The organism is Tardiphaga sp. vice154, assembly GCF_007018645.1.
Classification (GTDB): domain Bacteria; phylum Pseudomonadota; class Alphaproteobacteria; order Rhizobiales; family Xanthobacteraceae; genus Tardiphaga.
Window position 1 is genome coordinate 435,188 of record NZ_CP041399.1, and the last position, 25,350, is coordinate 460,537.

General features: G+C 64.7%; 28 protein-coding genes and 1 pseudogene. 17 read left to right on the forward strand and 12 right to left on the reverse strand.

Translation table 11 applies throughout. The features are described 5' to 3' along the window. Positions 1 to 5: 5 nt before the first annotated feature. Positions 6 to 2,723 carry an aconitate hydratase AcnA gene (gene acnA / locus FIU28_RS01960; RefSeq protein WP_143571419.1) on the reverse strand — a complete coding sequence of 906 codons (2,718 nt, stop codon included), beginning with the start codon at positions 2,721 to 2,723 and terminating at the stop codon, positions 6 to 8. 228 nt (positions 2,724 to 2,951) lie between these two features. On the opposite strand from acnA, the gene ccmA reads away from it, so the two are divergent. The 6 genes from ccmA to FIU28_RS01990 all read left to right on the forward strand — a co-directional run bounded on the left by ccmA (position 2,952) and on the right by FIU28_RS01990 (position 6,693). Beyond that, positions 2,952 to 3,554, forward strand: a complete 603-nt coding sequence (ccmA, locus tag FIU28_RS01965) for a heme ABC exporter ATP-binding protein CcmA (RefSeq protein WP_143571420.1) — start codon at positions 2,952 to 2,954, stop codon at positions 3,552 to 3,554. Positions 3,555 to 3,753: 199 nt separating this feature from the next. Continuing rightward, positions 3,754 to 4,425, forward strand: coding sequence for a heme exporter protein CcmB (gene ccmB, locus FIU28_RS01970; protein ID WP_143571421.1), 672 nt, complete (start codon positions 3,754 to 3,756; stop codon positions 4,423 to 4,425). A gap of 92 nt (positions 4,426 to 4,517) precedes the next feature. After that, complete coding sequence (locus FIU28_RS01975; protein WP_143571422.1) at positions 4,518 to 5,255, forward strand: heme ABC transporter permease; 738 nt, start codon at positions 4,518 to 4,520, stop codon at positions 5,253 to 5,255. After that, entirely contained in the window at positions 5,255 to 5,434 is a 180-nt protein-coding gene (ccmD, locus tag FIU28_RS01980; protein ID WP_143575993.1) for a heme exporter protein CcmD, read from the forward strand. The genes FIU28_RS01975 and ccmD overlap by 1 nt, the downstream gene beginning before the upstream one ends. After that, positions 5,431 to 6,015 carry a DsbE family thiol:disulfide interchange protein gene (locus FIU28_RS01985; RefSeq protein ID WP_143571423.1) on the forward strand — a complete coding sequence of 195 codons (585 nt, stop codon included), beginning with the start codon at positions 5,431 to 5,433 and terminating at the stop codon, positions 6,013 to 6,015. The genes ccmD and FIU28_RS01985 overlap by 4 nt, the downstream gene beginning before the upstream one ends. A 306-nt stretch (positions 6,016 to 6,321) precedes the next feature. Further along, positions 6,322 to 6,693, forward strand: a complete 372-nt coding sequence (locus FIU28_RS01990; RefSeq protein WP_143571424.1) for a ComEA family DNA-binding protein — start codon at positions 6,322 to 6,324, stop codon at positions 6,691 to 6,693. A gap of 56 nt (positions 6,694 to 6,749) precedes the next feature. Here the strand turns inward: FIU28_RS01990 and FIU28_RS01995 are convergent, their stop codons facing one another. Both FIU28_RS01995 and ftsY read right to left on the reverse strand, forming a co-directional pair. After that, positions 6,750 to 7,361 carry a septation protein A gene (locus FIU28_RS01995; RefSeq protein ID WP_143571425.1) on the reverse strand — a complete coding sequence of 204 codons (612 nt, stop codon included), beginning with the start codon at positions 7,359 to 7,361 and terminating at the stop codon, positions 6,750 to 6,752. A 13-nt stretch (positions 7,362 to 7,374) separates the two neighbouring features. Then, positions 7,375 to 8,319 carry a signal recognition particle-docking protein FtsY gene (gene ftsY / locus FIU28_RS02000; RefSeq protein WP_143571426.1) on the reverse strand — a complete coding sequence of 315 codons (945 nt, stop codon included), beginning with the start codon at positions 8,317 to 8,319 and terminating at the stop codon, positions 7,375 to 7,377. A 28-nt stretch (positions 8,320 to 8,347) separates the two neighbouring features. Here ftsY and FIU28_RS02005 point away from each other — a divergent pair, with 28 nt between their 5' ends. Next, complete coding sequence (locus FIU28_RS02005) at positions 8,348 to 9,106, forward strand: pseudouridine synthase family protein (protein ID WP_168202838.1); 759 nt, start codon at positions 8,348 to 8,350, stop codon at positions 9,104 to 9,106. 26 nt (positions 9,107 to 9,132) lie between these two features. Here the strand turns inward: FIU28_RS02005 and FIU28_RS02010 are convergent, their stop codons facing one another. Beyond that, on the reverse strand, positions 9,133 to 9,834 hold the full coding sequence (locus FIU28_RS02010) for a hypothetical protein (RefSeq protein ID WP_143571427.1): 702 nt from the start codon (positions 9,832 to 9,834) through the stop codon (positions 9,133 to 9,135). Positions 9,835 to 9,960: 126 nt separating this feature from the next. Continuing rightward, on the reverse strand, positions 9,961 to 10,827 hold the full coding sequence (dapF, locus tag FIU28_RS02015; RefSeq protein ID WP_143571428.1) for a diaminopimelate epimerase: 867 nt from the start codon (positions 10,825 to 10,827) through the stop codon (positions 9,961 to 9,963). A gap of 196 nt (positions 10,828 to 11,023) precedes the next feature. Here dapF and FIU28_RS02020 point away from each other — a divergent pair, with 196 nt between their 5' ends. Together FIU28_RS02020 and FIU28_RS02025 are read left to right on the forward strand one after the other, a co-directional pair. Next, entirely contained in the window at positions 11,024 to 11,809 is a 786-nt protein-coding gene (locus tag FIU28_RS02020; protein WP_143571429.1) for a GyrI-like domain-containing protein, read from the forward strand. 54 nt (positions 11,810 to 11,863) lie between these two features. After that, the gene (locus tag FIU28_RS02025) at positions 11,864 to 12,565 is read left to right on the forward strand and encodes an SIMPL domain-containing protein (RefSeq protein ID WP_143571430.1); all 702 of its coding nucleotides are present in this window, start codon (positions 11,864 to 11,866) and stop codon (positions 12,563 to 12,565) included. A gap of 100 nt (positions 12,566 to 12,665) precedes the next feature. Here the strand turns inward: FIU28_RS02025 and FIU28_RS02030 are convergent, their stop codons facing one another. Continuing rightward, positions 12,666 to 13,643 (reverse strand): MBL fold metallo-hydrolase, encoded by a 978-nt coding sequence (locus FIU28_RS02030; protein ID WP_143571431.1) that lies wholly within the window; start codon positions 13,641 to 13,643, stop codon positions 12,666 to 12,668. 289 nt (positions 13,644 to 13,932) lie between these two features. Further along, positions 13,933 to 14,847 carry a hypothetical protein gene (locus FIU28_RS02035; RefSeq protein ID WP_210245456.1) on the reverse strand — a complete coding sequence of 305 codons (915 nt, stop codon included), beginning with the start codon at positions 14,845 to 14,847 and terminating at the stop codon, positions 13,933 to 13,935. Positions 14,848 to 15,244: 397 nt separating this feature from the next. Between FIU28_RS02035 and ffh the strand changes: the two genes are divergently transcribed. From ffh to rplS, 5 genes and pseudogenes are all read left to right on the forward strand, one after another. Continuing rightward, complete coding sequence (gene ffh / locus FIU28_RS02040) at positions 15,245 to 16,762, forward strand: signal recognition particle protein (RefSeq protein WP_143571432.1); 1,518 nt, start codon at positions 15,245 to 15,247, stop codon at positions 16,760 to 16,762. Between the two features lie 46 nt (positions 16,763 to 16,808). Further along, positions 16,809 to 17,132, forward strand: a pseudogene (gene rpsP / locus FIU28_RS02045) (30S ribosomal protein S16); the annotation flags it as partial. A 137-nt stretch (positions 17,133 to 17,269) separates the two neighbouring features. Further along, complete coding sequence (gene rimM / locus FIU28_RS02050) at positions 17,270 to 17,800, forward strand: ribosome maturation factor RimM (RefSeq protein ID WP_143571434.1); 531 nt, start codon at positions 17,270 to 17,272, stop codon at positions 17,798 to 17,800. Positions 17,801 to 18,001: 201 nt separating this feature from the next. Next, positions 18,002 to 18,757, forward strand: coding sequence for a tRNA (guanosine(37)-N1)-methyltransferase TrmD (trmD, locus tag FIU28_RS02055; protein WP_143571435.1), 756 nt, complete (start codon positions 18,002 to 18,004; stop codon positions 18,755 to 18,757). A 109-nt stretch (positions 18,758 to 18,866) separates the two neighbouring features. Next, positions 18,867 to 19,265, forward strand: coding sequence for a 50S ribosomal protein L19 (gene rplS, locus FIU28_RS02060; protein WP_143571436.1), 399 nt, complete (start codon positions 18,867 to 18,869; stop codon positions 19,263 to 19,265). 8 nt (positions 19,266 to 19,273) lie between these two features. On the opposite strand, the gene FIU28_RS26245 is transcribed toward rplS, so the two are convergent. Beyond that, positions 19,274 to 19,522, reverse strand: a complete 249-nt coding sequence (locus FIU28_RS26245) for a hypothetical protein (RefSeq protein WP_168209926.1) — start codon at positions 19,520 to 19,522, stop codon at positions 19,274 to 19,276. A gap of 51 nt (positions 19,523 to 19,573) precedes the next feature. Here FIU28_RS26245 and leuC point away from each other — a divergent pair, with 51 nt between their 5' ends. Continuing rightward, positions 19,574 to 20,989: a 3-isopropylmalate dehydratase large subunit gene (gene leuC / locus FIU28_RS02065; RefSeq protein ID WP_143571437.1), complete on the forward strand. Its 1,416-nt coding sequence runs from the start codon at positions 19,574 to 19,576 to the stop codon at positions 20,987 to 20,989. A 163-nt stretch (positions 20,990 to 21,152) separates the two neighbouring features. Further along, positions 21,153 to 22,319, forward strand: a complete 1,167-nt coding sequence (locus tag FIU28_RS02070) for a winged helix-turn-helix domain-containing protein (protein WP_143571438.1) — start codon at positions 21,153 to 21,155, stop codon at positions 22,317 to 22,319. A gap of 135 nt (positions 22,320 to 22,454) precedes the next feature. Here the strand turns inward: FIU28_RS02070 and FIU28_RS02075 are convergent, their stop codons facing one another. From FIU28_RS02075 to FIU28_RS02090, 4 genes are all read right to left on the reverse strand, one after another. Next, positions 22,455 to 23,171 (reverse strand): DUF6969 family protein, encoded by a 717-nt coding sequence (locus FIU28_RS02075; protein ID WP_143571439.1) that lies wholly within the window; start codon positions 23,169 to 23,171, stop codon positions 22,455 to 22,457. 88 nt (positions 23,172 to 23,259) lie between these two features. Further along, positions 23,260 to 23,505, reverse strand: a complete 246-nt coding sequence (locus FIU28_RS02080) for a hypothetical protein (protein ID WP_143571440.1) — start codon at positions 23,503 to 23,505, stop codon at positions 23,260 to 23,262. Positions 23,506 to 23,540: 35 nt separating this feature from the next. Next, positions 23,541 to 24,266, reverse strand: a complete 726-nt coding sequence (locus FIU28_RS02085) for a cytochrome c biogenesis CcdA family protein (RefSeq protein WP_246660835.1) — start codon at positions 24,264 to 24,266, stop codon at positions 23,541 to 23,543. Position 24,267: 1 nt separating this feature from the next. Further along, positions 24,268 to 24,645, reverse strand: a complete 378-nt coding sequence (locus FIU28_RS02090; RefSeq protein ID WP_143571442.1) for a thioredoxin family protein — start codon at positions 24,643 to 24,645, stop codon at positions 24,268 to 24,270. Positions 24,646 to 24,780: 135 nt separating this feature from the next. On the opposite strand from FIU28_RS02090, the gene FIU28_RS02095 reads away from it, so the two are divergent. Beyond that, on the forward strand, positions 24,781 to 25,350 hold the full coding sequence (locus tag FIU28_RS02095) for a sigma-70 family RNA polymerase sigma factor (protein ID WP_143571443.1): 570 nt from the start codon (positions 24,781 to 24,783) through the stop codon (positions 25,348 to 25,350).

Genomic DNA, 25,350 nt, shown 5'->3' on the forward strand with positions numbered 1-25,350 from the left:
ACGCCTCAGGCGACGAGCTGCCGCAGCACGTACTGCAGGATGCCGCCATTGCGATAATATTCGAGCTCGTCGAGCGTATCGATGCGGCACAGCAGCGAAACTTCCCGCTTGGTGCCGTCCGCCGACGTGATTTCGGCGATCAGCTTCTGGCGCGGCTTCAAATCTCCCTGAAGCCCGCGGATCGACACCGTCTCGTCGCCCTTGAGGCCGAGCGACTTCCAGGTCGTGCCGGTCTCGAAGGTCAGCGGCAGGATGCCCATGCCGACGAGGTTGGAACGATGGATGCGCTCGAAGCTCTCGGTGATCACGGCGCGGACGCCGAGCAGGCGGGTGCCCTTGGCCGCCCAGTCGCGCGACGAGCCATTGCCGTATTCGGCACCGGCGAACACCACCAATGGCACCTTCTCGGCCTGATACTTCATGGCGGCATCGTAGATCGGCATCTGCTCGCCGTCCGGCCAGTGCTTGGTCATGCCGCCTTCCGGCACGTTGCCGTCAGCGCCCTGCAGCATGAAGTTCTTGATGCGGATATTGGCGAAGGTGCCGCGCATCATGACCTGGTGATTGCCGCGCCGCGTGCCGTACTGGTTGAAGTCGGCCGGGCGCACCTGATGCTCCGACAGGTACTTGCCGGCGGGCGAGGTCAGCTTGATCGCGCCGGCCGGCGAGATGTGGTCGGTGGTGATCTTGTCGCCGAACATCGCGAGGATCCGTGCATCGACGACGTCGACGATCGGCTCCGGCTCGATCTTCATGCCTTCGAAGTAGGGCGGGTTCTGCACGTAGGTCGATGCCATGTTCCAGGCATAGGTCTCGCTCTCGACGGTCTCGATGCCCTGCCAGTTGACGTCGCCCTTGAACACGTCGGCGTACTTCTTCTTGAAGATCTCCGCGGTGACGAATTCCTTCATGTAGGAGTTGATCTCCTGCGTCGTCGGCCAGATGTCCTTGAGATAGACCGGGCCGTCGGTGCCTTCGCCGATCGGCTCGACTGCCAGGTTCTTGGTCACGGAGCCGGCCAGCGCATAGGCGACCACCAGCGGTGGCGAGGCCAGATAGTTCGCCTGCACGTCCGGCGAGACGCGGCCTTCGAAGTTGCGGTTACCCGACAGCACGGCGGCGGCGATGATGCCGTTGTCGTTGATCGACTTCGAGATCTCCTCCGGCAGCGGGCCGGAATTGCCGATGCAGGTGGTGCAGCCGAAACCGATCAGGTTGAAGCCGATCTTGTCGAGGTCCTTCTGCAGGCCGGAATTGGCGAGATATTCGCCGACGACCTGAGAGCCCGGCGCCAGCGAGGTCTTCACCCACGGCTTCGAGGTCAGGCCCTTGGCGACCGCGTTGCGGGCCAGCAGGCCGGCGCCGATCAGCACCGAGGGGTTCGAGGTGTTCGTGCAGGAGGTGATCGCGGCGATCGCCACGTCGCCATGGCCGAGGTCGAAATCGCGGCCGTCGACCTTGAAACGCATACCGTGGTCGGTGGCCTTCTTGTATTCGGCCGTCATCGCGGCCTCAAAACCCTCCGCAATGGCGGGCAGCGCGACGCGGCCTTCGGGACGCTTCGGGCCGGCCATCGAGGGGACGACGTCGCCGAGGTTGAGCGACAGGGTCGCGGTGAACACCGGATCTTCCGAACCGGCGGTGCGGTACAGGCCCTGCGCCTTGGCATAGGCCTCGACGAGGGCCACGCGCTCGGGCTTGCGGCCGGAGGTGGTGAGGTATTCCAGGGTCGAGGCATCGACCGGGAAGAAGCCGCAGGTGGCGCCGTATTCCGGTGCCATGTTGCCGATCGTGGCCTTGTCGGCGACCGACATGACATCGAGGCCGGGGCCGTAGAATTCGACGAACTTGCCGACCACGCCCTGCTTGCGCAGCATCTGGGTGACGGTGAGCACGAGGTCGGTGGCGGTGACGCCTTCGTTCAGCGCGCCATCGAGCTTGAAGCCGATCACTTCCGGCAGCAGCATCGACTGCGGCTGGCCGAGCATCGCGGCTTCCGCCTCGATGCCGCCGACGCCCCAGCCGAGCACGGCGAGGCCGTTGACCATGGTGGTGTGCGAATCGGTGCCGACCAGCGTGTCGGGGTAGGCGACTTCATAGGAGCCGGGCTTGCCGTCGACGGTCATTTCCTGGACGCGGGTCCAGACCGTCTGGGCGAGGTATTCGAGATTGACCTGGTGGCAGATGCCGGTGCCGGGGGGGACGACCGAGAAGTTCGAAAATGCCTTCTGGCCCCATTTCAGGAACTCGTAGCGCTCCTGGTTCTGCTTGTATTCCTCGGCGACGTTCTTGCCGAAGGCTTCGTTGTTGCCGAAGAAATTCACGATCACGCTGTGGTCGATGACCAGATCTACCGGGACCAGCGGGTTGATCTTCTCGGCGTCGCCGCCGAGCGCCTGCATCGCGTTGCGCATCGCGGCGAGATCGACCACGGCGGGGACCCCCGTGAAATCCTGCATCAGCACGCGTGCCGGGCGGAACGAGACCTCGTGCTCGAGCTTGCGGGTCTTCAGCCATTCCGCGACGGCTTCGATGTCGGCCTTCTTGACGGTGCGGTTGTCCTCGAAGCGCAGCAGGTTCTCCAGCAGAACCTTCATCGAATAGGGCAGCTTCGAAATGCCGGCCAGGCCGTTCTTTTCGGCCAGAGGCAGGCTGTAATAGACATAGGTCTTGTCGCCGACCTTGAGGGTCGTCTGGCATTTGAAGCTGTCGAGCGAGGTCATATGGAGCGGTCCCAATTCTTCGTTACAGGATACCCGGTAAAAGGTATCAATACACCGCAGCAGGGCAGCCTGAGTGGCTTGCGGGTCTCGATTGTGTGCTGCATCAAGTTCCGGCTTATAGAATCTTTCTAGAGGCGCCGCCACACCGACAATCGTTTCGCAGCAATGCGGTATCAGGCAACGTGGCAACGCGCCCTTCACCTAGCAGAGGGCCGTGAAAGGACAAGGATGCGGCTCTCGGGACGCGGTTTGCGATGTGTGCGGGGCGGCCGCGAGGTGTTCGCCGGGCTCGATTTCGACGCCGAGGGCGGCGAGGCGCTGGCCGTGGTCGGCCCCAACGGGGCGGGCAAAACGTCGCTGCTGCGGCTGATCGCCGGCCTCCTGGCGATGGAGGGCGGTACGGTCGCGCTCACCGGCGGCGATGCCGAGCTGACCCTGCCCGAGCAGGCGCATTATCTCGGCCACCGCGACGCCATGAAGCCGGCGCTGACGGTGACGGAAAATCTCATTTTCTGGGCGGAGTTCTTTGGTGGTACGCCGGGCGATCCCGCCGAAGCCATTGCCGCGGTGGGGTTGAGCCACGCCGCCGCGCTGCCGGCAGGCTTTCTCTCCGCCGGCCAGCGCCGCCGGCTGTCGATCGCGCGGCTTCTCGCCGTGCACCGCCCGATCTGGCTGCTCGACGAGCCGACCTCAGCGCTGGACCTGGCCAGCCAGCGGGTGTTTGCCGGCCTGATGACCGCGCATCTCGGCCGCGGCGGCATGATTATAGCTGCGACCCACGCGCCGCTCGGGATCGACGCGCGGGAATTGCGCATCGGGGGAGCGTCGTGAGGGGGCGAATGTTGGCAACTCGACCGGCCTTCTTCCTTCCCTCTCCCCTTGTGGGAGAGGGTGGATCGAACATGCGGAGCATGTTCGAGACGGGTGAGGGGTGCCGCAACCGACGTCGCCTAGCTACCCCTCATCCGACGCGGCCTGCGGCCGCGCCACCTTCTCCCACAAGGGGAGAAGGAAGAAGGGGGCGCCCCTCATGACCGCCCTCGGCGCGCTGATTCGCCGCGACATCCGCATTGCCATGCGGGTCGGCGGGGGCGCTTTGATCGGGGTGCTGTTCTTCCTCACCGTGGTCGTGCTGATGCCGTTCGCGCTCGGCCCGGATCTCGCGCTGCTGGCGCGGCTGGGGCCGGCGATCCTGTGGATCGGCGCGCTGCTGGCCAGCCTCCTGACGCTCGACCGGCTGTTCATGGCCGACCAGGACGACGGCTCGCTCGACCTCATCCTGATGAGCCGGACGCCGCTGGAATTGACCTGCGCCGCCAAGGCCTTCGCGCACTGGATCGCCGCCGGCCTGCCGCTGATCGTCGCCACCCCGGTGCTCGGCCTGCTGCTCAATCTCGACGGCACTGCCACGCTGGCCGTGGCGTTGACGCTGCTGGCCGGCACCCCGGCGCTGACCTTCACCGGCATGATCGGCGCAGCACTCGCGGTTTCGCTGCAGCGCGGCGGACTGCTGCTCGCCGTTCTGGTGCTGCCGCTGTCGATCCCGGTGCTGATTTTCGGCGTCGCCGCGGCGAATGCCGCCATCGACGCCGGACAATTGTCGTTCGGCACGCCGTTCTCGATCCTGTGCGCGCTGTCGCTGGCGAGCCTGGTGATCGGCCCGTTCGCCGCCGCCGCCAGCCTGCGCCACGGACTGGATTGACCGGTGTTGCGCCCGATCAACTCTCCGCATGGCCGCACGATGCTATGCCAGTCGCATTGCCTGCAGCCGCCGCGGCGATTATTGGAAGTGCCATGAGCTTAAGTGAACTCGCCAATCCTACCCGGTTCCTGTCGCTGACCACGCGCGTGCTGCCGTGGCTGGCGGGACTGACCGCGCTGCTGCTGGCGATCGGCCTGTACCAGTCGGCGATGGTGCCGGACGATTATCAGCAGGGCGCCACCGTCAAGATCATGTTCGTCCACGTCCCCAACGCCTGGCTGGCGATGTTCGTCTGGGGCGCGATGAGCGTGGCGTCGCTGGGCACGCTGGTGTGGCGGCATCCGCTGGCCGACGTCGCCGCCAAGGCCGCAGCCCCGATCGGCGCCGCCTTCACCTTTCTGGCCTTGGTTACCGGCTCGCTATGGGGCCGGCCGATGTGGGGCACCTATTGGGAATGGGACGCGCGGCTGACCTCGATGCTGATCCTGTTCCTGATGTATCTCGGCCTGATCGCGCTGTGGCGCGCGGTAGAGGATCCGTCGCGCGCGGCGCGCGCCGCAGCCGTGCTGACGCTGGTCGGCGCCATCAACATCCCGATCATCAAATTCTCGGTCGACTGGTGGAATACGCTGCACCAGCCGGCCTCGGTGCTGAAGATGGGGGGCTCGTCGCTCGACAAGTCGTTTCTCTATCCGCTGCTGGTGATGGGGGTGGCGTTCTCGCTGCTGTTCCTGACGCTGCATCTGGCCGCGATGCGTAACGAGATCCTGCGCCGCCGCGTGCGCTCGCTGCAGATGCTGCAGGCCAGCCAGCGACCGGCGCTGCCATGATGAGCCTCGGTCCCTATGCCAGCTTCATCGTGACGTCCTACGCGCTGGTTGCGGCCGTGATTGCGATCCTGATCGTCTGGATCGCGATCGACCATCGCCGCGTCAAGGCCAGGCTGCATCAGCTCGAGGCCTCCGGCGTCAGCCGCCGCTCCGGCCGCAGCGCCACGGACGTATCATGAGCGACACCGCAGCCCCCAAACGCCGCCCGCTGCTGATGGCGCTGCCGCTGCTCGGCTTTGCCGTGGTCGCCGCTCTGTTCTGGTTCAAGCTCGGCGCCGGCGATCCCGCCAGGCTGCCCTCCGCGCTGATCGGCCGCCCGGCGCCGGCCACCGCGCTGCCGGCGCTCGAAGGCCTGACGGCGAATGGCGCGCCGGTGCCGGGGCTCGATCCCGCGCTGTTCATGGGCCGCGTCAGCGTCGTCAACGTCTGGGCGTCGTGGTGCGTGCCGTGCCACGACGAGGCGCCGCTATTCATGACGCTGGCGCAGGACAAGCGCCTCCAGATCGTCGGCATCAACTACAAGGACGGCGCCGACAATGCGCGCCGCTTCCTCGGCCGCTACGGTAACCCGTTCGGCATCGTCGGCGTCGACGGCAACGGCCGCGCCTCGATCGACTGGGGCGTCTACGGCGTGCCCGAGACCTTCGTCGTCGGCCGCGACGGCCGCATCAGCTACAGACTGGTCGGCGGCGTGACGGCGGCGAATTTCGACAGCGTGCTGAAGGTCGAGATCGAGAAGGCGCTGAACAAGGGAAGTTAAACCCGGCGTCGTCCCGGCCCGGCGAGGGCGAGCGATCCAACACTGTCATTCCGGGATGCAGCAGACGGCGTAGCCGGCTGATGCAGACCCGGAATCCCGAAGTGTTTTGCGCTGGACATTTCGAGATTTCCCGCCACTCCTACTGGAGTAGCTGAGGTTCGCTCGCAACTGGCGTCGCTCGCGCCCCGGAATGACAGCTAAATAAACTTCCGCCTTTAGCTGCCGTTCATTTTCGCGCCTTGCGTCCGCCATGAATCGACAGCTAGCTTGCATCGTTACTTAAACCGTCCTTGGAGGGACATTTCGATGCGTCATTTCTCGATTGCTTCACTCACCGCCGCTGCACTCACCCTTGGCCTGCTCGCCGCCTCGCCCTCGATGGCTCAGACCGCGCAGCCCGCGGCGCCTGCCACCAAGATGGCCCCCGCCGCGCCTGGCAAGATGGCACCTGCCACCGAATCCAAGATGGCGCCGGCGCCGAAGGCCGAACTGCTCGATCTCAACTCCGCCAGCATCGAGTCGCTGGAAACGCTGCCGGGCATCGGCAAGGCCTATTCCGCGGCGATCGTGAAGGGCCGTCCCTACAAGGGCAAGGACGAGCTGGTGCAGAAGAAGATCGTGCCGGAAAAGACCTATGAAGGCATCAAGGACAAGGTGATCGCCAAGCAGAAGAGCTGAGCGACCCCTTGATCGCATGAAGACAGACGCATCGGCGCAGTCGCGCCGGTGCGTTTTTACTTCGTCACTTCGCCTTCGTCGGCAGCGCTTTTTTCCAGCGACACCGGTGCCAGCGCGTGGCGCTTGACCAGCGGCATCTGAGTCAGCGCAAAGATCATGGTCAGCGGCACCATGCCGAACACCTTGAAGGCGACCCAGAACTCGGTGGTCTGGGTGCGCCAGATCAGCTCGTTGAGAACAGCCATCGCGGCAAACCACAGCGCCCAGCGCAACGTCAGCACGCGCCAGCCCTGCGGCGTCAAATTGAATACCTGGTCGAACATGATGGCGATGAAAGAGCGGCCGAACAAAAGCCCGCCGCCAAGGGTCGCGGCGAACAGCGCATAGACGATGGTCGGCTTCATCTTGATGAAGGTCTCGTCGTGCAGCAACAGCGTCAGCGAGCCGAACACGATGACCACGACGGCCGTGACGATCGCCATCATCGGTACGTGCTTCGTCACCACATAGGATGCCACCATCGCGATGATCACCGCCACCATGAAGGCGCCGGTGGCGACGAACAGATTGGCCTTGGCGTTGGCGACGAAGAAGACCAGCAGCGGCCCGAGTTCGGTGGCGAACTTGAACAGCGGGTGTGGCTGTTTCCTGTCGAGGATCTCGGTCATCTCAGCTCTCGATTCAATTGTCGATTCCCGCAATCGCCTGCGCGAAATCCCGTGCGGTGAACGGCGCGAGATCGTCGATCCCCTCGCCGACGCCGATGAAATGCACCGGCAGTTTGAACTTCTCCGCCAGCGCGACCAGGATGCCGCCGCGCGCGGTGCCGTCGAGCTTCGTCATCACGAGGCCCGTGACGCCAGCCATACGATGAAACACCTCGACCTGCGACAGCGCGTTTTGTCCCACCGTGGCGTCCAGCACCAGCAGCACCGCATGCGGCGCGGAGGTATCGACCTTCTTGATGACGCGCACGACCTTTTCCAGCTCGATCATCAGCTCGGACTTGTTCTGCAAGCGGCCGGCGGTGTCGATCAGCAGCACGTCGGTCTTGGCAGCGCGCGCTTCGGTGACGGCGGTGAAGGCGAGACTCGCCGAATCCGAGCCCTGGGCGCCCGCGATCACCGGCACCTTGTTGCGCTCGCCCCAGACCTTGAGCTGCTCGATGGCCGCGGCGCGAAACGTGTCGCCGGCGGCGAGCATCACGCTACGGCCCTCGGATTTGAATTTCTGCGTGAGTTTGCCGATCGTGGTCGTCTTACCGGACCCGTTGACGCCGACCACCAGGATTACGAAGGGCTTTTGCGCGGCGTCGATGACCAGCGGCCTGGCGACGGCGGACAGCACCTTCTCGACTTCGCTGGCCACCACGGCCTTCACGTCGTCGGCGGAGATCGCCTTGTCGTAGCGGCCATGGCCGACCGCGGCGGCGATCCGCGCCGCAACCTCGGTGCCCAGATCGGCGCGCAGCAGCACATCCTCGATGTCCTCGAGCATGGCGCGGTCGAGCTTGCGCTTGGTGACGAGGTCGGCGACCGCGGTCCCCAGCGAGCTCGAGGTACGTTTCAATCCGCTGGAGAGCCGCCGCCACCAGCTCAGTTTCGGCGTTTCGGGAGTGTCGTTCATGTCGGGGCTGTGTTAGCCGTTTCGCGCCATGAACGAAAGCCACGACGATATCAACGACGACATCGAGCCCGAAGCCCGGCTGCCGCGCACCGATGCGGTCGAACTGACCGAGGCCGAGATCCTGTCCCGGGTGCTGCACCGTGACGGCTTGATGCTGGTGATCGACAAGCCGGCCGGTCTGCCGGTGCACCGCGGCCCCAAGGGCGGCGCCAATCTGGAAACCGCGTTCGAATTCCTGCGCTACGGCCTGCCGCGCGCCCCGGTGCTGGCGCACAGGCTCGACCGCGACACGTCCGGCTGCCTGGTGCTGGGCCGCCATCGCAAGGCCACGGCCTCGCTTGGCCTTTTGTTCAAGCACAGCCGGATTTCCAAGACCTATTGGGCGGTGGTCGAGGGCGGTCCGGCCGAGGACGAGGGCACCATCGACATGCCGCTCGGCCGGCTGAATGCCGAGCGGGGCTGGTGGATGAAGCCGGACGCCGAGGGGTTGAAGGCGGTGACCAATTTCCGGGTGTTGGGGCGGGGCGAGGGCCTGGTCTGGATGGCGCTGGAACCGGTGACCGGCCGGACCCACCAGTTGCGGGTGCACAGTTCGGCGTCGGGCTGGCCGATCGTCGGCGACAATATCTACGGTTCCGGCCCGCGCTTCGGCGAGCCGACGCTACATCTGCACGCCCGGGAGATCGTGATCCCGATCTCGCGCAACAAGGATCCGATCCGGGTTGTGGCCCCGGCGCCGCCGCATCTGCACGCGCGGCTGCGGATCTGTGGCTGGAACGGGGAGTAAGCGACCCGGGCGCGGCGACCGGAGGTTCAGACCACAAGTCCCTGCTGCACGACAAACTTCTGATCCGCATCGAGGGTCGCGGTCATCGCCGTGACGTTGGGCGGAAACACTACCGGCGCCTTGGCGGCCAATTCCGATTCGTCCAGCACCTCGCCTTGCACCACATCTGCAATCGCCACCCAGTAGTTCGGAACGGCGGTGAAGACAGTGTTCAGATTGGCCTGCGTCTGAAGAACCTGGGTCGGTGCTCCCGCCATTCCGATCCCGACGCTGACGGTGTTTTGCGGGATGGTGGTGTCGGTGCGGATGATCAGGTCGGCCGGCGGATCGCCCGGCCCCTGATTATGGAAGGCAAAGGCTTCGTCGATATAGCTGAGATAGGCCATGTTGCTGCTGCCGAGCGATGCCGGGATGACCTGGGACGCCATCGCCTGAATGCCCGGCGCAAGTTTGCCAGTCTCCATCCAGACCAGGTCGAAGGTCGGCTGCCATCTGAAATTGACCTGGACGCCGCTGGCCACGGGCATGGCGAACCATGCGATGGGATAGCCGTTCGCGGAATTGTGCTCCGTGGGCTGGAAACATACGAAGGTCTGGGTCCTGCCGCTCCGGTTATGGAAACGCAGCGTGTGCCGCGGTGGCCCCTCCGCCGTTTCAAAAAGCACGACCTGGCTATTTCCGGTGTCGGTGCTTCGGTTGATGAAATCGACCGTAATTTCCGGCGGCATCTTCGTCCTCCCGTTGCGCTGGCCCAATGGCGGCTGCAGCCGGGGGAAAGGTATCACTATCTTTAGTTGCGACAAGGGCGAGAGGTAGCCGCAGCGTGCCACAAACGGGTAGGGCCTTTCGCGCGCTTAAACCGCCGCTCCGAACAGCTTCGGATCGAGCCGGCCCTCATATTCCAGCTCGGCAGGCCCGGTCATCAGCACATGGTCGTCGCGTTCGCGCCAGTCGATGGTGAGCTTTCCGCCGGGCAGCGTCATGTGGACGAGGCGGCCCGTGCGGCGCAGGCGGGCGGCGGCGACCGCGGTGGCGCAGGCGGCGGAGCCGCAGGCGCGGGTCAGGCCGACGCCGCGTTCCCAGGTTCGCATAACGATATGATCGCGGTCCACGACATGGGCCAGCGTGATGTTGGCGCGCTCCGGGAAGATCGGGTGGTTCTCCAGCAGCGGCCCGAAGCGGCTGAGATCATAGGCCTCGATGTCGTCGACCCAGAAGATTGCATGCGGATTGCCCATCGAGACCACCGAGGGCGTGTGCAAGACCGGCGCGTCGATCGGGCCGATCTGCAGCTCGATGCCGCGGGTGTCGCGAAACTCCTCCGCCAGCGGGATATCCTGCCAGCCGAATTTCGGCGCGCCCATGTCCACGGTGAAGGTGTCCGGCGACGGGCCGGGCCAGCAATTGATCAGCCCGGCGCGGGTCTCGAAGGTCAGCGCATCCTTGCCGCTGCCGGCAAACACCCGCTGCGCCACGCAGCGCATGCCATTGCCGCAGGCGCCCGCTTCCGAGCCGTCATTGTTGTAGATCCGGACGAAGGCCTCGGTGCCGGCCAGGCCCGGTCTCTGCAGCACCATCAACTGGTCATAGGGCACGATGGCTGCGACCGTGCGGGCGTCGTCCGGCGCGATGCCGGCGGCGCCGTCGCGCAGGTCGATGACGACGATCTCGTTGCCGATACCGTTCATCTTGGCAAAGCTGTGGTTAGCCAGCGCGCTCATGTCAGGTCCCGATGTTACCTTGCCTATATGGCGAAGTCGGCGGACGTTGGCCAGTGCAGCCGTTCCATGTGCGACTTTCGTGCGGCGCCGGCGGTTTGCGCGGGGACGAATTGCGCGGCAGCGTGTTACCATGATGGCCGATTGCGCATGTCACGGTGCCACTTAAGTGTGTGCCGTTGCCGATGGAGAGTTTTCGATGAACCGTTCCCTGCTCCGCTTCGCCACCGTGGCGCTGATCCCGGCCGCCGCGCTGTCGCTGAACTTTGCAGCCGTCGCCCAGGCGCCACCCGCCACCCCGCCGGCGGCGACCACTCCCAGCACCCAGACGCCGGCCCAGGCGCCCGTCGCCCCGGCTACGCCGAGCCCTGCCACGCCGGCACCCCCTGCCACGCCGGCACCCCCTGCCGCGCCGGCGCCTTCCGCCGCCACGCCGGCCGCACCGGTCACTCCGCCGGTCGTCGTCGAAACGCCGGCGCCGGTCGCTCCGGCACCTGTCACGCCGCCGCCGGCGGTGCAGGCCGCCGATCCGTTCGGCGAGGAAATCACGCTGGCCCCGAAGCAGGTGCTGGCCTTCAGCGGCAAGGCCAATTGGGATTCGGCGTTCGAGACCCTGATGGATGCCTTCAAGCAAATGACGGCGCTGCTCGACAAGCAAAGCATCAAACCCTCCGGCAATCCGATGATCGTCTACACCTCGACCGACGATACCGGCTTCACGTTCCTCGCCGAGATCCCGGTCGATCAGGAGCCCAAGGGCCTGCCGAAGGCGATGAGCGTCAGCAAGTCACCGGAAGGCCGCGCGTTGAAATTTGTGCACCGCGGCTCCTACGACAACATGGACAACACCTACGAGGCGATCACCAATCACCTCGACGACAAGAAGCTGGAAGCCAAGGACACGTTCATCGAGGAGTACATGACCGATCCGTTGAAGACGGCCGAAGACCGGCTGGTCATCAATGTCTACGTCCCGCTGAAGTAACGGCGCGGCTGCGTCGGACATAAAGAAGCCTTGGACAGTTCAGAGGGTTCGGGAATGAAACATCCTGTCATTCTCTTCGCACTCGCCGGCACACTCATCGGTTCACCGGCTCTGGCGCAGGTCGTGCCGCCACCGACGATCTCGGTCTCCGGCGAGGGCACCGTGTCGGTGCCGCCGGATATGGCGCTGATCGACGGTGGCGTCAGCAGCGAGGCAAAGACCGCGCGCGAGGCCTCCGAGGCCAATAATGCCGCGATGGGCAAGGTGCTGCTGGCGCTGAAGGCCGGTGGGCTCGACGAGAAGGACGTGCAGACCGCGCGGCTTTCGCTGCAGCCGCAATATGCGCAGCAGACCAAGCCCGGGCCGAACGTGATCTCCGGCTATCGCGCCAGCAACCGCGTCACCATCCGGCTGCGCGACGTCACCAAGGTCGCGGCCACCATCGACACGCTGGTGTCGTCCGGCGCCAACGAGATCGGCGGCATCAATTTCATGGTCGAGAAGGCGTCGAAGCTGCTCGACGAGGCCCGCCTCGAAGCCGTGGCCGATGCGCGGCGCAAGGCCGAGATCTATGCCAAAGCCGCAGGCGTCTCGCTGGGGATGCCGGTCAGCATTTCTGAAGACGGCGGCGGCGCGCCGGCGCCGATGACATTTCGCAAGATGGCCGGCGTTGCCGCCTCCGCGCCCGTCGCACAGGGCGAGGAGACGCTGCGGGTCACGGTCAGCGTGGCCTGGGAAATCAAGCCGGCGCAGTAGCTGTTGCTGTCATTGCGAGGAGCCTTTGCGACGAAGCAATCCAGCTCTTCCTTGTGGCCTTCTGGATTGCCGCGTCGCTTCGCTCCTCGCAATGACGGAGCTAAATCTCAAAAATCTGTCCCGGTCTTAGCGCGACGAACCGCTCTCGTGGAATTTCTGCCGCGCCCAGTGCGACCGCCAGTTCTTTCGCCGGCGCGTCCATCGCTTCGTCGGTGAGCTGGAACGTGGCGTGGTGATGCGCCAGCGCCTGCCCGGCGCCGCAATCGGCCAATGCCTTCATGGCGTCCGCCGGATTCATGTGCTGGTCCTTCATGAACCCGCGCGGCTCATAGGCGCCGATCGGCAGGATCGCGAGCCGCAGCGGCCCATGCGCGTCGCGCACCCGGCGGAAGTGGATGCCGTCGCCGTAGCCGGAATCGCAGACGATGTAGATCTTGCCCGCCGGCGTCTCCAGCACGAAGCTCGCCCACAGCGCCTTGTTGCGGTCGAACAGGCCGCGCGAGGTCCGGTGCCGGGTCGGCACCAAAGTCACCGCCAGCCCGCCGCCGAGGTCGACGCGATCCTTCCAGTCGAAGGCCTCGACCCGGATCGCGCGGTCGGCCGATCGCATGGTGCTGTCATTGCCGAGCGGCGTCACCACGCGCGGGTTGAATGTTGCCGCCAGCCGCGACAGCGTGGCGAGGTCGAGATGATCGTAATGGCCGTGCGACACCAGCACGGTGTCGATGGCAGGCAGCCGGTCGAAGGCGATGCCCGGCGCATTGTGCCGCTTCGGCCCGACGAAAGAGACCGGCGAAACCCGGTCCGACCATACCGGATCGATCAGGATGTTCTGGCCCGCGGTCTGGATCAGCCAGCTGGCATGGCCGACGAAGCTCAGCCGCACCCCGGCCGTGACCCGCGGCGGCGGGATGTCAGCGTGTTCGTTCTCGACCCAGTCCGGCCAGGCCTGCCGCTGGCGGTCGCCGCCGAACTGCCAGCGCAGCACCTCGCCGAGCGACTTCGGCGGCACGCCGTCGGGATCGAAGAAGGTCCGGCCGTCGAAATGGTCGGAGACGGGGCCGTCATAGGAGGTCATGCGGGAAGCCCAGAAGGCCGATAGCCCGGCCGTGGCGGCGAGACCGCCTAGCGAGCTCAGAAGGTGGCGGCGGGAAATCATAATTGCAGCGGGGCAAGCCTGAACGAAAACCAGCCGCGCCCGGTCGGGCACGGTTTCTCTCAAATGGATTGCGCCGGCGGGTTCCGCAAGCCACAGCGTTCCAAGCCACAGCGTTCCAAGCCACAGCGTTCCAAGCCACAGCGTTCCAAGCCACAGCGTTCAGCGATCGGCAATGGGCGCGATGCGCCAGCCCCCCGGTTCCTTCCGCTCAGTCTCCGATGCGCTCAAAAGTGAGCGCCTTCCTTTCAGTGGGCACCCCGCCGATGCCGGGCATGGCCGCACCGTGATGCAGGCTCATCACCTGCTGGGAAACCGGATCGGTCAGAATGACCTGGTCATTGGCATAGAAGCCGATCTCGATGTCTTCGGTGAAGGTCTTGTTGATCGACAATCCTGCCGCTGCCATCGCGCCGGAGAGTGGAAGCCCCCAGAAGTGGTGACCTTTGTATCGGTTGCCGTAGTTTATCGCCACCAAGCCGGTCAGCGTCGCGTTGTAGACAATCCGGACCTTCATGACGCCGCGCGACGCCGTGATCTGGGCATTCACCGCTTGGCCCGGCGCCAACGTCACCGTGACGCCTTGGGTGGATCCGACGGTGACCTGTTTGCTCTCGGTTTTGCTCTCTCCCCAGCTGTGCGTGTAGGCGAGTGAAGTCTCGCCTTTGCCGCCGGTACCGAGAAACGACACCTCGTAGCTGAATTTTTCTGACACCTGGATGGAATCGCTCGACGACCAGGTGTTCGACGTCGTGTCGCTGACGGATTCCGACGCGCTGGCGCTGAACGTGCCCGGCACCTTGCTGTCATTGCGCAGAACATTCTGGGCCACAATCACCGGATCCGACGTAATGCCGGTGACGGTCGCGCTCGCGACGGTCAAAACCGTCTGGACTTGTGACCAACCATAGGTGCGGTACAGATCGCCCCACGGAGTGTCGCTGTGCAGGAAGGCGTCATCGGGCGCTTGCCCGAAATACCGGGCGACGGCATTTTTCAGCGCGGCGTCGTTGATCCCGAAGGTGTTGCGTTCGGCATCGGTGATGATGTGCTGAACGCTGCCGGAGGCCCTAACCGAGGCACTTTGCCCGTCCAGTCCGGTGATGACGTGAATTTCAATTCCCATGGCGTTATCCCCATCCGTTTATTTAAGATTGCTGGGATGTAATATACTATCTAAAGTGGCGCCTGTATTTGCATGGAACTCGGCCTTAAACGCAAGCGGCAAAGCGCCAGCGGGTAGGACAAAACGGGAAATTGACCTTAGCGACGCCGCCGCATGGATCTGTCGGCGCGTAGCGAAGCAGCTACCAGCGCACTTTGTTTTATTGACTTGCAGCGTCGAACGACTGTAAACACCCGGCAAATCTCGGAAAGTTCTCTTTTCGACCCGCCGACCGGCCCTTGAGACCGGAGGTCAACGCCCGACAGCGCGATGCGCCCTCGGGCGCAAAAGTGGTTGGTTACGAGGCTGTTGATTACTCGTCCATCATCCGGATGGCGACGCTGGAAACGATGATCTGATGTTCGACAATCTGTCGGAAAAGCTTGGCGGAATTCTCGACCGGTTGACCGGTCGCGGTTCGCTGTCGGAAGCTGACGTCGATGCCGCGATGCGCGAAGTGCGCCGCGCGTTGCTCGAGGCCGACGTCTCGCTCGACGTGGTGCGCGATTTCGTCGAGCGCGTGCGCGAACAGGCGATCGGCGCTACCGTCGTCAAGTCGGTCACCCCCGGCCAGATGGTCGTCAAGATCGTTCATGACGAGCTGGTCCGGACGCTCGGCGCCGATGGCGAAGGCGGCATCGACCTTGTCGCCGTGCCCCCCGTGGCCATCATGATGGTCGGCCTGCAGGGCTCCGGCAAAACCACCACCACCGCGAAACTCGCCCGCCGCCTCACCCAGCGCGACAAGCGCAAGGTGCTGATGGCCTCGCTCGACATCTATCGCCCGGCGGCGATGGAGCAGCTCGCGGTGCTCGGCCGCGACCTCGACATTCAGACGCTGCCGATCGTCGCGGGGCAAAAGCCCGCCGAGATCGCCAAGCGCGCGCTCGCCGCCGCCAAGCTCGGCGGCTACGACGTCGTGCTGCTCGATACCGCCGGCCGCACCACGCTCGACGAAGACATGATGTCGGAAGCAGCGGAAATCAAAGCCGCCGCCAACCCGCATGAAGTTCTGCTGGTCGCGGATTCGCTGACCGGCCAGGACGCCGTCAACCTCGCGCGCTCCTTCGACCAGCGCGTCGGCCTCACCGGCATCGTGCTGACGCGCGTCGACGGCGACGGCCGCGGCGGCGCGGCACTCTCGATGCGCGCCGTTACCGGCAAGCCGATCAAGCTGATCGGCACCGGCGAAAAGACCGACGCGCTGGAAGACTTCCACCCCAGCCGGATCGCCGGCCGCATCCTCGGCATGGGCGACGTCGTCTCGCTGGTCGAGAAGGCCGCAGCCCATATCGACGCCGAGAAGGCCGCGCGCACCGCCGAGAAGATGCGCAAGGGTCAGTTCGACCTCGCGGACATGCGCGAACAGCTGATCCAGATGACCAACATGGGCGGTCTCAGCGGTTTGATGGGCATGATGCCCGGCATCGCCAAGCTGAAGAACCAGCTCGCTTCCGCCAATCTCGACGACCGTGTCGTCAAGCGCCAGATTGCGGTCATCGATTCGATGACGAGGGCTGAGCGCAAGAACCCCGATATTCTGAAAGCCAGCCGCAAGAAGCGCATCGCTGCAGGCGCCGGCCTCAAGGTCGAGGAAGTCAACAAGGTGCTGAAGATGCATCGCAACATGGCCGACATGATGAAGGCCATGGGGCAGGGCAAGCGCGGCCCGATGGCCGGCATTGCGCAAGCGATGGGCTTTGGCGGTGGCGGCATGCCGTCGCAAGAGCAGATGAAGGCCATGGCTGAAAAGATGCCGGGCGGAATGCCGCAGGGCATGCCGTCGCTGCCGAAAGAATTTCCGGGTCTCACGGGACCAGGCAAACCGACGCTACCGGGTCTCGGTGGTTTTCCCGGCTTCGGGAAGAAGAAATAACACCCGCTCATTCACTCGCATTCAACGAACACTTTAGGAGAATCCCATGTCCGTCGTCATCCGTCTCGCCCGCGCCGGCACCAAGAAGCGTCCCGTCTATCACGTCGTCGTCGCCGACTCGCGCTTCCCCCGCGATGGCCGCTTCATCGAGCGTCTCGGCTACTTCAACCCGCTGCTCGCCAAGGACAACGAGCTTCGCCTGAAGCTCGACATGGAGAAGGTCAAGGTCTGGCTCGCCAAGGGCGCGCAGCCGTCCGACCGCGTGTCGCGCTTCCTCGATGCCGCCGGCGTTGCCAAGCGCGAGACCCGCAGCAATCCCGAGAAGGCGATCCCGCGCAAGGAGCGCAAGGTGATTGCGGAAGCCAAGGCCGCTGAAGTTGCTGCCGCCAAGTCGGCCGCCGCCGCCGCCGCCAAAGCCGCCGCAGCAGCGAAGTAAGCATTGATGCACGACACCTCATGCCTGGTAGTTTGCGGCCTGTGCCGTGCAGTCCGGCGTGAGGTGGCGTCATGACCACCGCAAAAATATGCGTCGCGCGGATTGGCGCGCCGCATGGCATACGCGGCGCCGTGAAATTATGGACCTTCACGGAAGATCCGCTGGCGGTGACCGACTACGGCCCGCTGAAGACCAAGGACGGCGGTCGCACGCTGGAAGTCGACACCGTGCGTGAGGCCAATGGCCATCTGGTCGCGACCTTCAAGGGCGTCGCCAGCCGCGAAGACGCCGAGCGCCTCAACGGCATCGAACTCTACATCCCACGCGATCGGCTGCCCGATACCGAGGACGGCGAATATTACCATGCCGACCTGATCGGGCTTGCCGCGATCGACGCCGCGGGTGCCGCGATCGGCAAGGTGCTGGCGATCCATAATTTCGGCGCCGGCGACATCATCGAAATCGCGCCGGTCGAAGGCAACACGCTGCTGCTGCCATTCACCGACGCCGTGGTGCCGACCGTGGACCTCAAGGCCGGTCACGTGGTGATCGAGATGCCTGCAGAGATCGACGGCGAAGACCCCAAGACCGCGGAAGAATAGTAAGGATACCTGCGTCGTTCATGGTCTCCCTCCCCCCGCGCGAAGCGAAGCTTCGCTAGGCGGGTAGGGTCGGCCGAACGAGCCGATGCGCAGCATTGGCGAAGTGGAGGCCGGGGTGGGGGTGCCACGGGCTCCGGCGTTTGCGGCACCCCCACCCCCAACCCCTCCCCGCAAGGGGGAGGGGAGCAGAGGCCGCAGCGTATGACCTCAGATACTTCTAAAACCTGGCGTGCCACCGTGCTCACCCTGTTTCCCGAGATGTTTCCCGGGCCGCTCGGCATCAGCCTGGCGGGCCGAGCGCTGGCGTCGGGCGTCTGGGCGCTGGAGGCCCGTGACATCCGTGCTTCTGCCACCGACCGCCACCGCAGCGTCGATGACACCCCGGCCGGCGGCGGCCCCGGCATGGTGCTGCGCGCTGACGTGCTGGCCGCGGCGATAGACGCCGCCGACGCGCAGGACCGACCGAAACTCGTCATGAGCCCGCGCGGCCGTCCCTTGACCCAGGCGCGGGTTGCGGAACTTGCGGCAGGGCCGGGCGCGCTGATTGTCTGCGGCCGCTTCGAGGGCATCGACCAGCGCGTCATCGACGCCCGCGCCCTCGAGGAAGTCTCGATCGGCGACTATGTGCTGTCAGGCGGCGAGATCGCCGCGATGACCCTGATCGACGCCTGCGTGCGGCTGCTGCCGGGCGTCATGGGCAAGCTGTCCTCCGGTACCGACGAGAGTTTTTCCGACGGCCTCCTGGAATACCCGCAATACACCCGCCCGCAACTCTTCGAAGACCGCCAGATCCCAGACATCCTGCTGTCCGGCGACCATGCGAAAGTCGCCAGCTGGCGGCTGGCCGAGGCCGAAGCGCTGACCCAAAGCCGTCGACCGGATCTCTGGGCAGCCCGTCCAAAGCCGCCCGAATCGGGCAAAAAACGAAAACCGCCAAAAATCGCGACGGATGGGTGACAAGGGCTTCGCTTTCCCGTATAGCAGCGCCAAATCCGTGCAATGGCAGGGTATAAGTTTCGTGCGCAGCCCGCGCCGTCGTCTGGGCGCGCCGCCGATGGAGATTTCGATGAACCTGATCCAGACGCTCGAAAAAGAGCAGTTCGACCGCCTTTCGGCCACCAAGGTGATCCCGGAATTCGGCCCCGGCGACACCGTCATCGTCAACGTGAAGGTTGTCGAAGGCGAGCGTTCCCGCGTGCAGGCCTATGAAGGCGTCTGCATCGGCCGTTCCGGCGGCGGCATCAACGAGAGCTTCACGGTTCGCAAGATCTCCTACGGCGAAGGCGTCGAGCGCGTGTTCCCGACCCTGTCCCCGATGATCGACTCGATCAAGGTGGTCCGTCGCGGCAAGGTGCGTCGCGCCAAGCTGTATTACCTGCGCAACCTGCGCGGCAAGTCGGCCCGCATCGTCGAGAAGAAGACCGAGCGTCCCGTCAAGGGCGCCGCCGTGGCTGCCGCGAAGTAAACTTCGCGTTACGGAATTGCAATCAAAGCGCGGCGCAAGCCGCGCTTTTTTGCGTTGTGCCGCGCATTGGCGAAAGCCTGCGCCGGTGCTATATGGCTGCAATGTTTCCAGATCTGTACCAACTGATGGCCCGCATCGTGATCGACGATCACAGCCGGCTGCCCGGACGATTCTTCGGTCGCTTCACGACGGGGGTTGCGGCTGAGCTTTGATAGCTCTGACGCCGTCCGATCGTTCGCTTTGGCTGCCCGCCGCATTCCGACACCCCGCGCAGCGTTTCCGGTTCACATTCCTCAAGGCATGATCCCATGACCGACGCCTCCCAGCCGACCACCCTGTACGACAAGATCTGGAACGACCATCTGGTGCACGAGGCCGATGACGGCACCTGCCTGCTCTATGTCGATCGCCATCTGGTACATGAAGTCACCTCGCCGCAGGCGTTCGAAGGCTTGCGCGCCGCGGGCCGCAACGTGCATGCGCCGTCGAAGACGCTGGCCGTCGTCGATCACAACGTGCCGACCACCGATCGCTCCAAGCCCAATCCCGATCCGGAAAGTGCCGAGCAGATTGCCGTGCTGGCCGAGAACGTCCGCGAGTTCGGCATCGAGTACTACAACGAGTTCGATATTCGTCAGGGCATCGTCCACGTCATCGGCCCGGAGCAGGGTTTTACGCTGCCCGGCACCACGATCGTCTGCGGCGACAGCCACACCTCGACGCATGGCGCGTTCGGCGCGCTGGCGCATGGCATCGGCACCTCCGAAGTGGAGCACGTCCTGGCGACGCAGACGCTGATCCAGAAGAAAGCCAAGAACATGCGCATCACCGTCGATGGCGTTCTGCCCGACGGCGTCACCGGCAAGGACATCATCCTGGCGATCATCGGCGATATCGGCACCGCCGGTGGCACCGGCTATGTGATGGAGTATGCCGGCGAGGCGATCCGCGCACTGTCGATGGAAGGCCGCATGACGGTCTGCAACATGTCGATCGAAGGCGGCGCCCGCGCCGGCCTGATCGCGCCCGACGAGAAGGCCTATGAATTCCTGAAGGGCCGGCCGATGTCGCCGAAGGGCGCGATGTGGGACGAGGCGATGCGTTATTGGGAGACTCTGCGCTCTGACGAGGGCGCCTTCTTCGACCATGAATTGCGGCTGGACGCGGCCAAACTGCCGCCGATCGTCACCTGGGGCACCTCGCCGGAAGACGTCGTCTCGATCTCCGGCGTGGTGCCGGACCCCGACCGGATCGCTGACGAGGCCAAGCGGATCTCCAAGCATCGCGCGCTGGATTACATGGGCCTGAAGGCGGGTACGAAGATCACCGACATCAAGCTCGACCGCATCTTCATCGGCTCCTGCACCAATGGCCGTATCGAGGATCTTAGGGCTGCTGCGAAGGTCGTCGAGGGCCACACCGTCAACGGTAATCTGAGCGCGATGATCGTGCCGGGCTCCGGCCTGGTGAAGGCGCAGGCCGAAGCCGAGGGGCTGGACAAGATCTTCCTGAAAGCCGGCTTCGAATGGCGCGAGCCCGGCTGCTCGATGTGCCTGGCGATGAATCCCGACAAGCTGCTGCCGGAGGAGCGCTGCGCCGCCACCTCGAACCGCAATTTCGAGGGCCGCCAGGGCCACAAGGGCCGCACCCATCTGGTGTCGCCCGCGATGGCGGCAGCGGCGGCGATTGCCGGACACTTTGTGGATATTCGCGAGTGGCGCTGAGTTAGCACGAACCTCTCAGCCGTCATTGCGAGGAGCGAAGCGAAGAGGAAATTCAGAAAGCCACAAACTCGGCAATACTGGATTGCTTCATCGCAAGGGCTCCTCGCAATGACGGGGATAGGCCGGTGTGAGCACAGCTGCGAATTCTGCTAAAGTTGCGGCCATGCTCCGCAAGCCTGCCAGCCCGATCCCCATCGAACCCACCACCGCCCGCGCCATCTGGTTGCGCGCACAGCGGCTCGATGTGCGCGCGCCGTTTGGCGACGGCGCGCAGGCCGTCGCGGAGGCCGTGGCGCATCTCGGCTATGTGCAGATCGATACCATCCACGTCATCGAGCGCAGCCATCACCATATCCTGTTTTCGCGGATGCCCGGTTACCGGCGCGAATATCTCAAGCAGGCGCAGACGCACGACAAGAGCGTGTTCGAATACTGGACCCACGCTCTGTCTTACGTGCCGACGGCGGACCTGCGCTACTTCGTGCCGGACATGACGTACTACCGTCGCAACGGGCATTCGTTCTTTGCGACGGTGACGCCGGCCGACATGCGAAAAGTGCTGCGGCTGGCGAGGGCCGGGCCGCTGTCGATCCGCGACATCGATGACGACGTGCTGCGCGACAAGGACCATGAATGGGCCAGCCGCAAGCCGTCGAAGCGGGCGCTGCAGCTGGCGTTCTACGAAGGCGTGCTGACGATCTCCGAGCGTACCGGCATGCTGAAGACCTATGATCTCACACTCCGTCATTTCGGCTGGGACAAGCTGCCAAAGGCGGCCAGCGCGCCGGAGAAGATCGCCTATTTGCTCGACCGAGCACTGCGTTCGCAGGGCATCGTCAGCCTGGATTCGATTTGCCATCTCGATGCGCCGTCCAAAGCCGCCGTGCGAAAGCTGATCGAGGCGCGGATACGGCGCGGCGAGCTTGTGCCGGTGGCGCTCGACGGGGCCGGCAAGCAGGAGCACTGGGCCGCGCCCGCGGCGATCGAGGATTCAAGCGAAGGCGACAGCAAGCTGGTACACATTCTGTCGCCGTTCGATCCGCTGATCATCCAGCGCAAGCGCACCAACCTGTTCTTCGGCTACGACCACCGCTTCGAAGCCTATGTGCCGAAGGAGAAACGCCAGCTCGGTTACTTCGCATTGCCGGTGCTGGTCCATGGCGCGATCGTCGCCGCGCTCGATCTGAAGACCGACCGCGAGGCAGGGAAACTGCTGATGCAGAAATGGAGCTGGGTCGGCGACGGCGCGAACAAGTCGCCGCGTAAGCAATGGAAGCGCCGCATCGAGGAAGAGCTCGCGCGATTTGAAAAATTCCAGCTTGGCCGGTGAGGCATTCGCTTCACGGATGCTGCCGCACAACTGTACCCGCTGGGTCCCGGACAATAGCGAGCACGCTGCTCATCACGATGGATCGATCCGCGCCAGGAATTCGGAGCGGCAGATCTGGCGCGGGATTGGGATCGCCTATGGATCGGGACTGCCCAGGCTGTCCAGCCATTCGATCTGACCGACAAGAGATATGGCCATTGACGACGTGACTTCGAGCTCGCGATCCTCGAACACGTCGCGCTCCGGATGTCGGGCGCGCCAGCATTCAATGGCCTGATCGCGCTGCAGGATGAGTTGTTCGATTTGCGGACGAAACAGCACCAGCATCGCCGACAGCCACTGATTGAGCGGCCAGGACGGCGAGGCGAGGTCTATGTCAAAGCGATCCAGCATCGCGATCACGTCGCGCGCAGCGTACCAAGTTTCGCCGGTCACCCAGCGGTTGGTGGTGAAGAGCCGTTCCGGCAGTCCTTGCGGCGTCATCGAAATCGCGATGAGATGACAGGATACGCCGGCGGGCGACGCGCTATCAGAATGCACGGCCGGGCGCAGATGGTCGGGGAATCCATCCTGCATCAGGAACGTATGGAAATGTCCGAAGTCGCCGTCCCGCGTCTCATCCGGTGCGTGCGCGTGAAAATAATAATGCGCGTGTGTCTCCGAGTCATGTACGTCATCGGGCGGATAGTGCTCCCACTCGGTGAATTCGTCGCAGCGCAACACCTCGCCGACCAGGTTCTGCCCGCTCTTGGAAAGCACGCGGATGCAGTCGGCAGCCTTGACAGCGGCCTCGGTCATTAGCCGCAGTTGTGCGGCGGATATCACTTCCGCCCGGCCCGGTGCATTGTCCATCGGCTTTTCCACGTACTCGGTGTCAGGCCGGCGGGCTTGTCGTCCGCCGGCGCGGTTCGGAATCAGCGGTGCGTGCTGCGGTCGAAAGTTATTTCTTCATTCCGCCGGTATTCGCCGCCTTGGCCGCGCAAGGATTGCTACCCTTGGCGGCGCAAGGATTGGCGGCCTTCGCAGCGCACGGATTGGCTGCCTTGGCCGCGCAGGGATTCCTTCCAGTCTTGGCCGCGCAGGGATTGGCAGCCTGGGCCCGGGCCGGTGCCGCCGTTGCGGCGACCATGCCGCTGACGGCCGCGATCGAACCGAGCATCTGGAGCGACTTCTTGAGAGAACTCATTGGACTTCCTCCGGGATAGGTTGAATTGACGACGCTTATAGTCGCGTCGTTACGTTCACCAGCCAGTCCGGCATGGCGTTCGTCAGATAGGCCTCGACGATCTTGTCGAGACCGGTGATCACGAACAGGCCGACCGCGAGCAAAGCCGCTCCCGCGACCGGCTTCAGGAAGCGCGATGCCTCGGCCATCCGGTTGCGGCGGGTCAGCATCGCCTGCCGCGAGCCGTAGGCGAGCGCCAACACCGGCGTCGCAGCGCCGGCGCCGAACACCAGCATCAACAGCAGCGCGCTCATCATCGTGGTGCTTTGGGCCGCGAGTCCGATGGCGGCGCCGAGCGTCGGGCCTGCGCAAGGCGACCACACCGCTCCCAGCAAGATCCCGAGCAGAAACTGGCCGGGGATGCCGGTGAATGACAGGCGCCCCAACAGGTTGTTGCCGCCTGCCGTCAGCGGAGCCGCCGCCGACGTCAGAGCCATCTGCAACGCAGGTACCAGCAAAACCACGCCGAACACGATCATCAGCACGGCCACGGCATGGCGCAGCACACCGGAATCGATGCCGAGGTTGAGCCCGATGGCCGCGACGAACAGGCCCGTCGCGGCAAACGACCCCGCCAGACCGGTCGCCAGCGCGACCGGGCCGAGCGGGTGCTGCTCGATGGCGCCGATGATCACGATCGGGAGCAAGGGCAGCACGCAGGGCGACAGCGTGGACAGCGTTCCGGCGCCGTAGCTGAATGCAAGGCTGGCCAGGTCGGTCAACTCACAGGGCCTTCTTGACCATATTGGAGACGGCGGTAGCATCGGTTACGCCGGTCGACCGGCCGACTTCCTTGTCACCCTTGTAGACGATCAAGGTGCTCTGCGTCTGCACGCCGAACTTCCTCAGCAGATCCTTCGACGTATCGAAGTCGATTTCCATCACCACGAGTTGCGGGTTGCTCTTCTCCAGGGCTGCGATCACCGGCCGTTGCGCCTTGCAGGTCGGGCACCATGGCGCCGTGACGTCCACCAGGATGCTCTTGTTGGCGCGCTGCGCGGCCTGGAATCCGTCGGCGCTAAAGGGTTGGGCCGCTTGCGCGATGGATGACACGAGCAGCAGGCCGGCGGCGAGAACGACCTTCGAGAATAGATTTGACATGGCGCTTGATCCCCGTTGTGAACACGAGGGCGCCGTTGCACCCTCGGACCGTTATTCTCGGCGGCGTTGTAAAAAGTTACAGAGCTGCAATGATTGTTGGCGTTCCTCACGCCTTTGTGACCCTGGGTTGCCGACATGATCTTCGATGAACATGGGGAGCGCGAACTGACGGCTTGGATGCGCGCGGCGCAGGATGGCGATTACGCCGCCTATGACAGGCTGTTGAAGACGCTCGCAACCGGCCTGCGCTCCGTCATTCGCCGCAGGCGTCCGTTTCTGCAGCTCGCGGATGTCGAGGACATCGTGCAGGATGTTCTGCTGTCGTTGCATTCGGTTCGGTCGTCCTACGATCCCGGCCGTCCGTTCATACCGTGGCTGATGGCGATTGTCCGCAACCGGATGGCCGACGCGGCAAGGCGCTATGCGCGGCGCACCGAAAATGAGGTCGATGCCGGGGAATTCCCTGAAACCTTTTCGCCGGTCGAAACGAAGGACACACTTGGGGATCTGATTGACCAAGAGGCCATGGCGCTTGCCATCGATGCGCTGCCGGCGGGACAGAAAAAGGCAATCGAGATGCTCAAGGTCAGAGGGCTTTCGCTGCGCGAGGCATCCGCCGCCAGTGGCCTGAGCATCGCCGCGTTGAAGGTCGCGGTGCATCGCGCGGTGCATTCGCTGCGCAAGACCATGAGAGGGATGAGCTGA

Coding starts and splice junctions, on each gene's coding strand:
- leuC (WP_143571437.1), top strand. CDS start 19,574: ATGACCGACGCCTCCCAGCCGACCACCCTGTACGACAAGATCTGGAAC.
- rplS (WP_143571436.1), top strand. CDS start 18,867: ATGAACCTGATCCAGACGCTCGAAAAAGAGCAGTTCGACCGCCTTTCG.
- FIU28_RS02010 (WP_143571427.1), bottom strand. CDS start 9,834: ATGCCGCCGGAAATTACGGTCGATTTCATCAACCGAAGCACCGACACC.
- FIU28_RS01975 (WP_143571422.1), top strand. CDS start 4,518: ATGAGCTTAAGTGAACTCGCCAATCCTACCCGGTTCCTGTCGCTGACC.
- FIU28_RS02075 (WP_143571439.1), bottom strand. CDS start 23,171: ATGGACAATGCACCGGGCCGGGCGGAAGTGATATCCGCCGCACAACTG.
- FIU28_RS02080 (WP_143571440.1), bottom strand. CDS start 23,505: ATGAGTTCTCTCAAGAAGTCGCTCCAGATGCTCGGTTCGATCGCGGCC.
- FIU28_RS01985 (WP_143571423.1), top strand. CDS start 5,431: ATGAGCGACACCGCAGCCCCCAAACGCCGCCCGCTGCTGATGGCGCTG.
- FIU28_RS02025 (WP_143571430.1), top strand. CDS start 11,864: ATGAAACATCCTGTCATTCTCTTCGCACTCGCCGGCACACTCATCGGT.
- FIU28_RS02020 (WP_143571429.1), top strand. CDS start 11,024: ATGAACCGTTCCCTGCTCCGCTTCGCCACCGTGGCGCTGATCCCGGCC.
- FIU28_RS02030 (WP_143571431.1), bottom strand. CDS start 13,643: ATGACCTCCTATGACGGCCCCGTCTCCGACCATTTCGACGGCCGGACC.
- rimM (WP_143571434.1), top strand. CDS start 17,270: ATGACCACCGCAAAAATATGCGTCGCGCGGATTGGCGCGCCGCATGGC.
- acnA (WP_143571419.1), bottom strand. CDS start 2,723: ATGACCTCGCTCGACAGCTTCAAATGCCAGACGACCCTCAAGGTCGGC.
- ccmB (WP_143571421.1), top strand. CDS start 3,754: ATGACCGCCCTCGGCGCGCTGATTCGCCGCGACATCCGCATTGCCATG.
- FIU28_RS02090 (WP_143571442.1), bottom strand. CDS start 24,645: ATGTCAAATCTATTCTCGAAGGTCGTTCTCGCCGCCGGCCTGCTGCTC.
- dapF (WP_143571428.1), bottom strand. CDS start 10,827: ATGAGCGCGCTGGCTAACCACAGCTTTGCCAAGATGAACGGTATCGGC.
- ccmA (WP_143571420.1), top strand. CDS start 2,952: ATGCGGCTCTCGGGACGCGGTTTGCGATGTGTGCGGGGCGGCCGCGAG.
- FIU28_RS01995 (WP_143571425.1), bottom strand. CDS start 7,361: ATGACCGAGATCCTCGACAGGAAACAGCCACACCCGCTGTTCAAGTTC.
- FIU28_RS26245 (WP_168209926.1), bottom strand. CDS start 19,522: ATGCGGCGGGCAGCCAAAGCGAACGATCGGACGGCGTCAGAGCTATCA.
- ftsY (WP_143571426.1), bottom strand. CDS start 8,319: ATGAACGACACTCCCGAAACGCCGAAACTGAGCTGGTGGCGGCGGCTC.
- FIU28_RS02095 (WP_143571443.1), top strand. CDS start 24,781: ATGATCTTCGATGAACATGGGGAGCGCGAACTGACGGCTTGGATGCGC.
- ffh (WP_143571432.1), top strand. CDS start 15,245: ATGTTCGACAATCTGTCGGAAAAGCTTGGCGGAATTCTCGACCGGTTG.
- ccmD (WP_143575993.1), top strand. CDS start 5,255: ATGAGCCTCGGTCCCTATGCCAGCTTCATCGTGACGTCCTACGCGCTG.
- FIU28_RS02035 (WP_210245456.1), bottom strand. CDS start 14,847: ATGGGAATTGAAATTCACGTCATCACCGGACTGGACGGGCAAAGTGCC.
- FIU28_RS02005 (WP_168202838.1), top strand. CDS start 8,348: ATGAACGAAAGCCACGACGATATCAACGACGACATCGAGCCCGAAGCC.
- trmD (WP_143571435.1), top strand. CDS start 18,002: ATGACCTCAGATACTTCTAAAACCTGGCGTGCCACCGTGCTCACCCTG.
- FIU28_RS01990 (WP_143571424.1), top strand. CDS start 6,322: ATGCGTCATTTCTCGATTGCTTCACTCACCGCCGCTGCACTCACCCTT.
- FIU28_RS02070 (WP_143571438.1), top strand. CDS start 21,153: ATGCTCCGCAAGCCTGCCAGCCCGATCCCCATCGAACCCACCACCGCC.